Origin of the sequence: Aeromonas sp. FDAARGOS 1415, assembly GCF_019048365.1 — a bacterium.
GTDB classification, from domain to species: Bacteria; Pseudomonadota; Gammaproteobacteria; order Enterobacterales; family Aeromonadaceae; genus Aeromonas; species Aeromonas taiwanensis.
In genome coordinates this window covers 2,414,327-2,427,076 of sequence record NZ_CP077363.1, presented here as the reverse complement: position 1 = coordinate 2,427,076, position 12,750 = coordinate 2,414,327, and the positions used below count along the sequence as shown (strand labels likewise).

The 12,750-nt window shown below is 60.6% G+C and carries 9 protein-coding genes; 7 read left to right on the top strand and 2 right to left on the bottom strand.

The annotated features are described in order from the left end of the window. Positions 1 to 48: 48 nt before the first annotated feature. Complete coding sequence (locus I6L45_RS11545) at positions 49 to 1,389, bottom strand: sigma-54 dependent transcriptional regulator (protein ID WP_254204318.1); 1,341 nt, start codon at positions 1,387 to 1,389, stop codon at positions 49 to 51. A gap of 445 nt (positions 1,390 to 1,834) precedes the next feature. Between I6L45_RS11545 and I6L45_RS11540 the strand changes: the two genes are divergently transcribed. From I6L45_RS11540 to I6L45_RS11530, 3 genes are all read left to right on the top strand, one after another. Next, a complete protein-coding gene (locus tag I6L45_RS11540) occupies positions 1,835 to 3,523 on the top strand; it encodes a hypothetical protein (protein WP_216982132.1) in 1,689 nt (562 codons plus the stop codon). 327 nt (positions 3,524 to 3,850) lie between these two features. Further along, the gene (gene mscL, locus I6L45_RS11535; protein WP_043762205.1) at positions 3,851 to 4,261 is read left to right on the top strand and encodes a large-conductance mechanosensitive channel protein MscL; all 411 of its coding nucleotides are present in this window, start codon (positions 3,851 to 3,853) and stop codon (positions 4,259 to 4,261) included. A gap of 692 nt (positions 4,262 to 4,953) precedes the next feature. Further along, positions 4,954 to 7,437 (top strand): hypothetical protein, encoded by a 2,484-nt coding sequence (locus I6L45_RS11530; RefSeq protein ID WP_216982131.1) that lies wholly within the window; start codon positions 4,954 to 4,956, stop codon positions 7,435 to 7,437. A gap of 74 nt (positions 7,438 to 7,511) precedes the next feature. Here the strand turns inward: I6L45_RS11530 and xerD are convergent, their stop codons facing one another. Then, the gene (gene xerD, locus I6L45_RS11525; protein ID WP_216982130.1) at positions 7,512 to 8,411 is read right to left on the bottom strand and encodes a site-specific tyrosine recombinase XerD; all 900 of its coding nucleotides are present in this window, start codon (positions 8,409 to 8,411) and stop codon (positions 7,512 to 7,514) included. Positions 8,412 to 8,593: 182 nt separating this feature from the next. Here xerD and fldB point away from each other — a divergent pair, with 182 nt between their 5' ends. The 4 genes from fldB (at position 8,594) to I6L45_RS11505 (ending at position 12,691) form a co-directional block, all read left to right on the top strand. Then, a complete protein-coding gene (fldB, locus tag I6L45_RS11520; protein ID WP_134695363.1) occupies positions 8,594 to 9,112 on the top strand; it encodes a flavodoxin FldB in 519 nt (172 codons plus the stop codon). 316 nt (positions 9,113 to 9,428) lie between these two features. Further along, positions 9,429 to 10,829, top strand: coding sequence for a TldD/PmbA family protein (locus I6L45_RS11515; RefSeq protein ID WP_216982129.1), 1,401 nt, complete (start codon positions 9,429 to 9,431; stop codon positions 10,827 to 10,829). After that, positions 10,829 to 12,169, top strand: coding sequence for a TldD/PmbA family protein (locus I6L45_RS11510; protein WP_216982128.1), 1,341 nt, complete (start codon positions 10,829 to 10,831; stop codon positions 12,167 to 12,169). Before I6L45_RS11515 ends, I6L45_RS11510 begins: the two co-directional genes overlap by 1 nt. A 144-nt stretch (positions 12,170 to 12,313) precedes the next feature. Continuing rightward, positions 12,314 to 12,691: a VOC family protein gene (locus tag I6L45_RS11505; RefSeq protein WP_216982127.1), complete on the top strand. Its 378-nt coding sequence runs from the start codon at positions 12,314 to 12,316 to the stop codon at positions 12,689 to 12,691. Positions 12,692 to 12,750: the final 59 nt, after the last annotated feature.

Genomic DNA, 12,750 nt, shown 5'->3' with positions numbered 1-12,750 from the left:
TGATACACGCCTTGAGCGGATCGGCGATGGTTCAGTTTGCAGGACGGTCTAGGCGAGGCGATCTTCGGAGGAAGCGGAGCGTTCCAGCACCCGGTAGAGGGTCAGCCTGGAGATCCCGAGGTGACGGGCGGCTTCGGTCACGTTGTTGCCGCACAGGACCAGGGCCCGACGCACCGCTTCACACTCCGCCTCCGCCCTCACCAGGTTCAGGGGACGGATCCCCCCCTCCGCCTTTGGCAGCGCCAGCCCCAGGTCCTGATGATCGATGCGGCATCCCTCACACAGGACCAGCGCCCGCTCAAGCCGGTTCTTGAGCTCCCGCACATTGCCGGGCCAGTGGTAGCTCATCATCTGGTGAATGGCGCCAGCCGTGAAGCCGTGTACCTTGGGGTTCAGGCTCTCCCTCATCTTGCCCAGGAAATACTGGGCCAGCAGCATGACGTCCTCCCCCCGCTCTCGCAGCGGTGGCAGCTCCAGATCCAGCACGCAGAGGCGGTAAAAGAGATCCGACCGGAAGTTCCCCTGCGCCACCTCCTTGTCCAGCACCCGGTTGGTCGCCGCGATCACACGGATATCCACCTCGATGGGCTCGGTGCCCCCCACCCTCATGATGGTGCGCTCCTGCAAAAACCTCAGCAGGTTGACTTGCATCTGCACCGGCAGCTCCCCTATCTCGTCGAGGAAGAGCACCCCCTTGTGCGCCCGCTCCACACAGCCGATATGGCGGCGCCAGGCATCGGTAAAGGCCCCCTTTTCATGACCAAACAACTCTGACTGGATCAGGGTGGCGGGAATGGCGCCGCAATTGATCGCGATGAAGGGGCCAGTTGCTCGCGACGAATGGCGATGGATCAGGCGTGCCACCAGCTCCTTGCCCGTGCCGCTCTCCCCTTGCAACACGACCGACGAATCCGCCTTGGCGAGGCGCTCCACCCGGCCCATGAGCTGTCGCATGACGGGACTCTCCCCGATGAGCCCCCCTTCCTCCTTGTCCTGCCCGCAGGGGCGTGGCACACGGCCCCGCAAACAGGCAATGCCGAAGGCATGCCCCAGTATGGCCAGCAGACGATCGTCCTCGACCGGCAGGCTATGATAGTCAAAGCAATAATTCAGAAGCTGCTCCTGCATCCTGGGGAGCGCGAGCAGGTGAGGAGGGGCAAGTGCAACCCAGACCATGGTGCCGCAGGTCTGGCGAAAGAGCGCTTCCACGGCCTCGGCCGCACCTTCGCTCAACAGCACTACCCCCACTTTGGGAGCCTTCTTGACATAATGACTGAAAGCCTCCTGGGGCGATGACGCCAGGCAGGCACTCCAGCCCAGTGCGGCAACCTGTGATGGGGGCGACCACACTTCGTCCGTGTTGACACACAGCAGCGTACGCATTTCCATCAACAGCCCCCTCCACCACATGGCGGCCAAACACTGTGCAAAGTATTGGATAGAAGGCCGACTTGTGCCACTAATGGAACAGGGGAGGAAACGGTTCTCAAAGGAAGATTTAAAACATGATAAACCCTTTAAAAACAATGTATTGAATTCAATGTTCGCTCATGTCTCCGGCCGTGTCCGATACGCTTTATCTGTTCTCTGTTCCACCCTGGAGACAGCGCCAAAAGTTCCCACTCCTTGCCCTGCCTGCACGTAGACCGTCCCCTCTGCAAGACACCTCCTCACAGGGTTAACAACCGCCTAGCCAAAGGGGCAATAACGCTATTATTTTTATTTATTTTCAATTGGTTAAGTTGATGGAATAAAGCCTGCATTCCCACAGCGCCTCCGGCCGTCCACGCATAACCGGACGACATGGAAAACTAACAAGCAGAAGGAATGCAACATGGATACCCGAGCAACGCAACTCTGGCCACGCTGTTGGCAGCATGGTCTCCTCGCTCTGGGCTTGCTGCTGGCGCTTTGCGGGCCGGCACTGGCTGCCACGGCGGAGTCACCATTCGAGCTGGATGCCAACCCGCAAGATGACAACCCCGCCCTCAACAGCGATGACTGGGCTACCCCTCCCGACAGCGGGGCAGCCACCAAGTTCACCGGTATCATCCAGGATACCGCCCCCAAGACCATCTTCGGGGGAGGCGACAAAGACATACTGGATATCGATAAATGGAGCTGGAAGGATGGCTCGGTGCCCGACAAGGATGATCTGACCCACGCCTATGCCGCCGCCTATAACGAAAACAGCGACCTGTTGCTCTACTTTGGTGCCGACAGGCTCTCCAATGTTGGGGATGCCTTCATGGGCTTCTGGTTCTTCAAGCAGAAGGTCACCGCCCTGCCCAACGGCAAATTCAGCGGCATGCACACCGTGGGGGACACCCTGGTACTCATCAACTTCCCGCAGGCGAGCAATGCCGTCCCTTACCTGGCCGTGGTGACCTGGGATCCGACCTGCAGCAAGGCGACCAACAACGACCCGCAACCGGGCCAATGCGCCGCTACCAACCTGAGGCTGAAGCTGCAAGGCTCGGGAGCCAATGATGTCGTCTGTGCCAGCCAGGGCGGCACCACTCTCGCCTGCGCCCTGACCAACACGGGTAACGTGCCCGTCCCCCCGAACTCTCTGGCAAATGGCGTCAGCGGTCTGTGGAGCGATTACACCCCCAAGAGCGGAACTCAGGGCACCTTCCCCTTCGAGAGCTTCTTCGAGGGGGGGATCAATCTCAGCCAGATCGTCGGCAGCAGTGACGGCTGTTTCAGCAGCTTCATGGCCGAGACCCGCTCTTCCAGCTCTTTCACGGCAGCCTTGAAAGACTTCGTGCTGGATAACTTCGAGCTGTGCAAAGTCTCGATCACCAAGACATGTACAGACGGTGACCTCAATGCCGCCGAAACCGGCTTTACCTACAACTTCAACGGTACTGTCAGCAACGACGGCTTTGGCGCCATCTTCGACGTCGTCGTCACCGACGACAACGGTACCCCGGCCGACACCAACGATGACTTCGTCGTCGCGACATTTGATTCCATACCGAAAGGCGGTTCGGAGAACTACAGCGGTAGCTTTGATTCCGTCGGTAACGCTCCCACCAACGGTGTCAGTGTCAAGGCCGCCTCCAGCGATGGCGGGCAACAGACGATCACGGATTCCACGACGGCAGACTGCCCCACCGTCGTCAAAACCCCCGGGATAGATGTCACCAAGTCCTGTGAGACCAAGGTCATCACGGACTCGAACCAATTGGTGGTGAGAGTCGACTTCAGCGGTGAAGTCTGCAACACCACGAATGTGGGCCTGCATGACGTCGTGGTCACGGATGAGGTGCAGGATGGCTCGAATTCGTCGACGATGGTCAAGCAGATCTCGTCTCTCCCGGCGAACACCTGTGAATCCTATTCTGGATCCTACTTCCCGAGCGCAGCCGGATCGATAAACCCCGGCGAGATATCCTTCAGCGATGTCGTCACCGCCACAGGGAAGCCGCCAGCCGTCCTCGGTCTGGATCCGGTTTCAGACACGGCAACCGCTACCTGCCCGCTCTGCCCAAGCTGCCCGGATTGCCCGACTCCTTAGGCATGACAGGCACCTGTCGCGAGTGAACCACAGGGCCATGGTGCAGACCATGGCCCTTTTTCATGACATCGACGACGCTGGGTGCCTGCTGCCCCCATCCTGCCCCTCACAAGCGCCACCGGCCACAGAGGCCGCCCTGCAGTGAGCGAAGCATTAATAGCGGTAGAGGCAAAAATTTCCCCTTCAATTGGTTGCCAATCGGGCTTGAGCCCCGCAAGCTAAACATGAGGACGGGAGGCATCATAGTCATCCCTCTGTTTTACAGATGTTTTATTGTTCAAACCCAGCGGTGGTCACGCCACACGCCGTCCATTTCCAGGGGGAAAAATGAGTCTGATTCAAGAGTTCAAGGCCTTTGCATCCAGAGGCAACGTGATCGACATGGCGGTCGGTATCATCATCGGTGCCGCCTTCGGCAAGATCGTCTCCTCCTTCGTGGGAGATGTCATCATGCCTCCCATCGGCCTGATCCTGGGCGGGGTGGATTTCAGCGATCTGGCCATCACCCTGAAGGCGGCCGAAGGGGATGCCCCCGCAGTGGTCATCGCCTATGGCAAGTTCATCCAGACCTGTATCGACTTCCTCATCATCTCTTTCGCCATCTTCATGGGTCTCAAGGCCATCAACACCCTCAAGAAGAAACAGGAAGAGGAAGCCGCCGCCCCCGCCGGCCCCACCAAGGATCAGGAACTGCTGACCGAGATCCGCGATCTGCTCAAGTCCCGCCAGGACCAGTAAGCCCGCTCGCGGCACCGCGTCCATCCTGTGTGCAGCCTTGCCATGAAGGGGAGCCCAGAGCCCCCTTCATGGCTGCTTTTACAGGATGGGTGAACGCACTTCCCCCCTTGCCGGCACGGGGTCCCGCAGTTGTGCCCTTGACGGGCTAGCCCCCCACTGTCTCAACCTTGATACACAGGCCAGCCCCCAGGCCGCCAGCCCCAAATCATGGTGCCAGCCGGATTCTGACCCGCTTGCAGCCATGAATACCGCAGCCACTTCCTCTTTTACCGCTCGTCCTCCTTCAGGCACACCCGGGAACATGACGGCTGGCAGCCCCCATTCCGACGAACCCCTGTTTCATCCTCGTAACGCGCTAATCAATTAAAAGTTGTTACGTATCAATGCCATAAATGCCTATCGCGTTTATCCCCCCCATAACCGTTACACCTCTCACCTCTTCCCTGGCCTCGTCCGCCGGAAAGTAAATAAAAAACATTACTTTTCAATTAATTGCATGCCTGGTACGCGCCTTGCGATTACAGCAGGCTGCCTCTTGATACCCGTCCTGAGGGCAGAGCCTGTTCCCCTGTCATCGAGACAGGGAGACGCCTCTGCCGGATCAGCCCCGGGCCCGGGGCACCGTTCGGTTAACGCAGTCGCAGCCGAGCGAAATGGAGCAAGAAACCACAGGATAGGAAGAGGAAAGCGTCATGAAACCAAACAAGCGCAACCGCCTGTTTAGCCCACTGCGGACGGCCTGTGCCGCTGCACTGCTGCTATGTCAGCCAGCCATCGCAGATATATGGCAAAACTCGGATGGGCCGGTACAGGCGGCAGGAGTCGATCTCAATAAACAGTACTGTATGGCCGACGCCTATATAAAGGCCGGTGGCAAGGGGATGTCCAATACGCTGGGCGAGTCTCTCAACTGTACGGCCAACGATGTCGAGATCACCCAGGTAATCCCCAACAACCCCAATGAGGCGTGTGATCTGGGAGACACATTCACCTTCTATGCCGATGTCACCATCAGGACAAATGCAGCTGAGCGCTGGGATACCACCTTCTATCTGCCGCTCAATGATTTGAGCCCCCAGGTCATCCAGGGGGCAAATGCCCAGAACTGTAGCCTGTTGATACCCAAACCTGGTGAAGAACAGGCTGCCAATCTCGATGGCGACCAGTGTGGTGACATCAAGAAGAGCCTGCTGACCAATGACCAGTATGTGTTGCATGACGAACCCATCACCATGCTGTGCGCAGATGCGGATCGCGATGGTCGTGCCGATTTCAACTACTGTGCAGCCTGGGACAACATCAGCCGTAACAACTGCGATGTCGATGACAATCCCGTGGTAGGCCAGGTACCCAACAACAAATCCAAATGCAATTGCGGCAAGTTCAATATCAATGTCGTCGTCAATCCCAATCCACCCACTCTGAGCAAGGAGCTATTAAGCGCCGATCAGGCGAACGAACCGGAAGGCATCTTCAAGTACAGGCTGACCATTACCAAGGATGCAGTGCCGGCAGATGTCATCATCCAGTCGCTGCGTGACATTGTGCGTTCCAGCACGGATAACACTGTGCTTGCCAATTTCGATCTGAACAGCAACACCGATCAGACCATTGGCAACCTGACCCTGCTTGGCAGTGATACCGACAATACCTGCGACAGCGATGATCTCGCGCTGCCCCAGACCCTTACCACTGCATCTCCTACTCTCTCCTGCCAGCTGGTGATGAAGATAGAGGACGAAGATCTGCCGGACGATGGTAGCCCCGAGCTCTATCAGGACTTCATCCGGGCGACCGCCACAAGGGTCGATGGCACCACGGCAGTGGGCAATGATCAATGTGATCCCACCGATGACGATCCAAACAATAATGCAGGCAACTGCACGAATGTGGTCACCGTCAAGATGGCCAACGTGAATCCTGTCCTCGAGATAACCAAAGAGGCCGAATCTGGCCCGGGCCTGCACAAGATTGGTGATGTCTGGTTCATTGAGGCATCAGGGAATGTCACCTATGTGGTGACCATTACCAATAACAGTACTGTCGATGCCGTCTTGCTGACCTCTCTGACAGATACCGCCATCGCCGATTTGCTGAAAGATAACACGGGCTCACCGGCCTGTAGTCTGGCTGACGGCATGACGCTCGCCAAGGATGGAGGATCCTTCACCTGCCGATACGTAGCCAATGTCAGTCTCGGACAAGGGCAGACCTATACCAATACGGTGGAAGTCGGTGGCAAGGACAATGAGGATAGACCGGCAAGTGACGTTGCGAGTGAGTCCGTCACTCTGGGAACCCCCTCTATCGTGCTGTCCAAGGAGGTCGCCGCAGTAAACGGCTCAGACCCCAATACGGTGATGGACGCAGACTTTGGCGAAGAAGCCAATGTGAACGAACCCGGTGGCATGGTGGTGTATCGCTTTACCATTACCAATAACAATTCCGTTACCGAGGAGGATCTGACCCTTAGCGACTTTATCGACGATGTGCTGTTTGCCAGTCCCCGTGCTACCAAGTCGAGCACCCAACGAGCGGATGAGTGTATCTTCACCACAACGATCGCCTATGGCACCCCGTACGTCTGTACCCTGGTGGCGGATGTCACTGGCAATGCCCTTGACCCAGATCCGGAGACAGAGGTGAATGAAGGTCGCCTGGTGAATACCGCCCAGGTCAAGGCAACGACCCCCCAAAATACTGAGGTGACATCCAACGAAGATCTGGCAACGGTCAACTTCGATGATGTCCCGCCCAGCATTGAAGGTGGTTTCGCCCTCAAGGCAACCGTGTTCCTCAATGTGAAGAACAAGAGCCTCGAAAAAATCTACCTGAAATCCCTCAGGATACTGGGCATGACAGTCAGAAACGCGGCTAACCTCCCTGGCAACTTTGCCATCGCCAATGAGGGAGGTTCTTTCGGCAGCTTCAACCTGCCCTCCTGCGTGGAACCGGCTGATTTAGATGAGCCTCCAACCTACACTCTGTCGCTGGATCCGGATGCAGATTACAGTTGCGCCTTCAGTGTCGAGTTTGCCCCGAACTTCACAGCGGATCAGTTCAACCTGTTCACCAGCAGTATCACCAGCGGTGATGCGGTTGTGGTTGAATTTGTCGACGAGGAGGATAGCTCGGCCAGTGCCGATGCCTCTGTCACTATCAGTACCGCTCCTTAATCATTTTTCCCGTATTGTTTTACGCCCCGGCAACGCCGGGGCTTTTTTTGATTGATGGAGTCGATGAAACCCGCTCAGGCGCGGGGGTGGTGCTGGCCGTGCAGTGCCTTGAGGCGCTCGTTGGCCACGTGGGTGTAGATCTGGGTGGTGGAGAGATCCGCATGGCCCAGCAGCATCTGCACCACCCGCAGGTCGGCGCCGTGGTTGAGCAGATGGGTGGCGAAGGCGTGCCGCAGGGTGTGGGGAGATAGCTCCCCGCTGATCCCGGCCCGCAGGGCATAGAGCTTGATGCGGTGCCAGAAGGTCTGGCGCGTCATCATCTGGGCCCGCTTGGAAGGAAACACCACGTCCGAGCTGGTGCCCCCCAGCAGCAGGGTGCGCCCCTCCCGGTAGTAACGCTCCAGCCAGTGCACCGCCTCCTCCCCCATGGGGACCAGCCGCTCCTTGTTGCCCTTGCCCACTACCCGCACCAGCCCCTGACGCAGGCTGACATGCTCGGCAGTGAGCCCCACCAGCTCGGAGACCCGCAGCCCGGTGGCATAGAGCAGCTCGAGCATCGCCTTGTCCCGCAGCTCCAGAGGATCATCCACCAGAGGCGCCGTGAGCAGCGCCTCCACCTCGTCCTCGCTCAAGTCGGCGGGGAGCTTCTTGGGGAGCTTGGGCCCCTCCAGCAACACGGTGGGATCGTCGCTGCGCAGCTTCTCCCGGTTGAGGTACTGGTAGAAGCGGCGCAGGGCCGACAGGAAGCGGGCCGTGCTGCTGGCCGCAAACTGGTGGTCCACCCGCCAGGCGAGGTAGTGCTGGATGTCGTCTAGTCCGGCCAGCAACAGGGAGCCGCCCTGCTCATCGAGCCAGAGGGAGAACTTTTCCAGATCGGTGCGATAGGAGCTGACCGTGTTGTCGGAGAGCCCCCGCTCCAGCCAGAGGGCATCGAGGAATGGCTCGATCAGGGGATGGGATTCAGCTTTGCTCATGGTGCGCCGCGCTCGGGGAAACAGATCGCCATTGTAACGTGCCGACCCACCCGGGCCGCAAGGCAAGGCTGCACATCCCTCAGGCGGTGAAGAGCCCGGCGCAATCTGCTAGACTGGCGCCCTCCCCCCGGGCGCCGCTGTGCCGGTCACGCCCCTTGCCGACTGCGATCAAGAGAAGAGCGATGAAGATAGGTTTGTTTTACGGCTCCACCACCTGCTACACCGAGATGGCGGCCGAGAAGATCCGCGCCCTCATTGGCCCCGAGCTGGTCGATCTCCACAACATCAAGGATGTGCCCCTCGCCCGCATGCAGGAGTACGACATCCTGATCCTGGGCATCTCCACCTGGGACTTCGGCGAGCTCCAGGAAGATTGGGAGTCCCGCTGGGAAGACATTGCCGACCTGCAGCTGGAGGGACGCATCATCGCCCTGTTTGGCCTCGGCGATCAGCTGGGTTATGGGGAGTGGTATCAGGATGCCCTAGGCCTCTTGCACGACCAGCTGGTGCCCAAGGGGGTCAAGCTGGTGGGCTACTGGCCCAACGAGGGGTACGAGTTCGACGCCTCCAAGGCGCTCATCGACGATGGCCGTCACTTCGTCGGCCTGGCCCTCGACGACGCCAACCAGTACGACCAGACCGAATCCCGTATCGAACAGTGGGTCGACCAGATCCTGGGGGAAATCCACGAGCTGCTGTGACCCCCTGCCGGGCCGCCTCACGAGAGACGGCCCGGCGATGCTCCTCGCCGCTCGTTCCCCATGTCCCACGCCCTGAGGACATGATGCCTTGCGCCGAACCCGCTTTGAGCGACTCGATCCCCGACAGAACGCTCCCCCTGTCCGCGACTCAAATCCGGCTGACGGGCGCATAAACCGCACCGATTTTCTCGTTTGGTATCATCGCCTGACGCTATAGCGACTTTTTGCTGCTGGTCTGCAACAATGGGTTCGACACCCTATAACAACCTAAAGCCGGGTGTCGGAAGCAAACGGACAGACCAGAAAAGGAAATTCTATGACTTCACTCTCCCTGTTGGCCCCCGCCATCGCCCGCGACGTGCTCGATCACGCGCTGGCGCTGGGTGCCGACTTCGCCGAGCTGTTTGTGGAGCGCAAGCGCCGCAGCCAGCTCAGCCTGCTCTCCAGCCAGATGGAGAACATCAGCGGTGGCCTCGATTTCGGCATCGGCGTGCGCCTGTGCTACGGCCACAAGGTGCTCTACGGCTACACCAACCTGGCCGATCGCAACGAGCTCTTGCGCATCGTCACCCTGCTGGCGGCCAAGGACAGGCGTGACCCCGTAGTGACCGCCACCGCCTTCGATTTCACCCGGTTGACCGATCGCAACCCGATCGCCCTGCCCCTGTCAGCCGACAAGCTGCTGGAGCAGAAGATCGCCTACCTGCACGCCATGGACGCCGCGGCCCGCGCCGAGAGCGACAAGGTGAGCCAGTTCTCCGGCAACGTGCTGGGCTGGGAGCAGGAGGTGGAGATCTTCAACAGCGAAGGGGTGCAGGTGAGTGATCGCCGCCACTACAACCGCATCATGGCCCAGACCATCGCCGTGGACGGGTGCGAGCAGAGCGTGGGCTATGAAGCCCCCGGCGCCATGATGGGCTGGGAACACGCCGAACGCATCGATCCCCGCGAGCTGGCCCTCATCGCTACCCGCCAGGCACTGGTGAAGCTGGGGGCGGCCCCCTGTCCGAGCGGCAAGCTGCCGGTCATCATGGAGAGCGGTTTTGGCGGCGTCATCTTCCACGAGGCGTGCGGCCACCTGCTCGAGACCACCTCGGTAGCCAAGAAGGCATCCGTGTTCCACGACAAGATGGGCCAGCTCATCGCCAACCCCGCGGTCAGCGCGGTGGACGAAGGCCTGCAGGGCAACGCCTGGGGCTCCATCAACGTCGATGACGAGGGGATGGCGACCCAGCACACCCAGCTCATCAAGGACGGCGTGCTGACCGGCTTCCTGGTGGACAGAATGGGCGCCCTTCGCACCGGCTACGCCCGCACCGGCTCCGGGCGGCGCGAATCCTACAAGTTCGCCCCGGCCTCGCGCATGCGCAACACCTACATCGAGCCGGGCAACCACAGCCTGGACGACATGCTGGCAACCGTGGAGCACGGCATCTATGCCAAGCGGATGGGGGGCGGCTCGGTGCAGCCCGGCACCGGCGAGTTCAACTTCAACGTGCAGGAGGCCTACCTTATCGAGGGGGGTAAAATAACCAGACCGCTGAAGTCGGCCACCCTGATCGGCACCGGTCCGCAAGTGCTCAAGGAGATCTCCATGGTGGGGCGCGATCTGGCCCTCTCCGCCGGCATGTGCGGCTCGGTCTCCGGCTCCATTCCCGCCTCGGTCGGCCAGCCGCCGCTCAAGGTTGACAGCATTCTGGTGGGGGGGAACGCCTGATGAGCCAGCTCGACATGAACCAACTGCTCACCCGTCTGCTGGACAAGGTCGCCGATCTGGGTGCCGAGGCGGACGTCATTGCCAACCAGGACAAGGCCTTCTCCCTCAAGGCCGACAAGGGGGAGCTCAGCGAATACAAGGTCACCAGCAGCCAGCAGATCGGCATTCGCCTGATAAAGGAAGGCCGGGTCGGCATCGCCTACTCGGAGTCCCTGGATGCATCGGCGCTGGACGCCATGGTGCAGGATGCGCTCGATGCCAGCCGCTTCGCCAAGGTAGATGCGGATCAGGCCATCTCGGTCGCCAACAGCCGCCTCACCACAGACTGCGCCGAGATCAACCAGCCCGACACCACGCCAGTGGAGGAGAAGATTGCCCTGGCCCTGCGCCTCGAATCGGACATGCTGGCGCTGCCGGACGTGACCGGCGCCCCCTACAACGGCTTCTTCGAGGGGGAGAGCCGCCTCTGGCTCGCCAACAGCCAGGGCACCTTCTGCGAGCATCAGGAATTCAGCGTCGGTTGCCACAGCTCGGCCCTCATCGAGCGAGACGGCCGCCAGTCCATGCACTATCAGGGGCAATATGGCCGTCGTTTCGACGAGCTGGCGAGCCAGCCCCTCATCCGCCAGATCCATGCCGTGGCCGATGGCCTGCTGATGGGTGAGGCGGTGCCGAGCGGTCGCTACAGCGTCATCTTCAGCACCAACTGTCTGGCCAGCCTGTTCGGCTGCTTCCAGGCGGTGCTGTCGGGCAAGTGGGCCCAGCAGGGGATCAACCCCTGGCGCGACAAGCTCGGCCAGAGCGTGGCGTTCCGCTGGCTCACCCTGGAGAGCCGGGTCCATATGCCGGGGGGGATGAAGATCAAGGCCTTCGACGGTGAAGGGGCCCCGACGTCGGATCTGCTGCTCATCGGTGAGGGGGAGCTCAAGACCCTGCTGCACAACAGCGCCACCGCCCGCCACTTCGGCGTGACCGGCAACGGTGCGGCGGCCCGCAGTGCCCGCAGCGCCCTTGACGTGAGCCCGCGCCACCTGGTGTTCGGACTCGGCCCCCACAGCGAGCGTGAGGTACAGGGTGGCGAGTACCTGGAGCTGGTCAAGCTGGACGGCCTGCACTCCGGCGCCGACGCGGTGAGCGGCGACTTCTCGTTCGGCGCCTCCGGCTTCCTGTGCCGGGATGGCGAGCGCGTGGCACCGGTGCGCGGCATCACGGTGGCGGGCAACTTCTACCGCCTGCTCGGCGAGCTGGAAGCGGTCGGCGACCTGCTGCATCATGACGATGGCAAGGACTTCTATGCCCCGCTCATCCGCTTCGGTGGCCTCAGCATCGCGGGCAAGTAAGGCGATTCCGGGCTCGTCCCTGCACTCTCAAAACGGCGCCATCAGGCGCCGTTTTTTATCCTCCATGGCGCCTCCCGATGGCCACTTCTAACCTCAAAGAGCCACCGGCCGCATGTTGGCCGGAAACCTCTGGAGAACACGAAGATGGACAACACCCTGGTCTGGGCCGACATTCCGACACGGGATCTGGATCGTGCCATGGACTTCTACTCTGCCCTGCTCGATGTGCAGGTCACCCCCATCCAGGAGGAAGAGATGCGCTTCGCCATGTTGCGCCACGATGGCAACAACGCGGCGGCCTGCCTCGGCCCCATGGACAAGTACCACCAGCCCGGCGGCGCCGGCCCCCTCATCTACCTCGCCCTGGGCGATCGGCTGCAAGAGGCGGAGCAGCTGGTCCCCCACCTCGGCGGGCGCGTGCTGGAGCCTCTGCACAGTATCGGCAGCGGCCATGGCTCACGGGTCATCATCGAAGATACCGAAGGGAACTGGCTGGCCCTCTATGCCCCGCCAGCCCCCTAGGAAACACGCAGAAACGACAACGGCGACCAGAGGGTCGCCGTTGTTCATTAATAACCCTT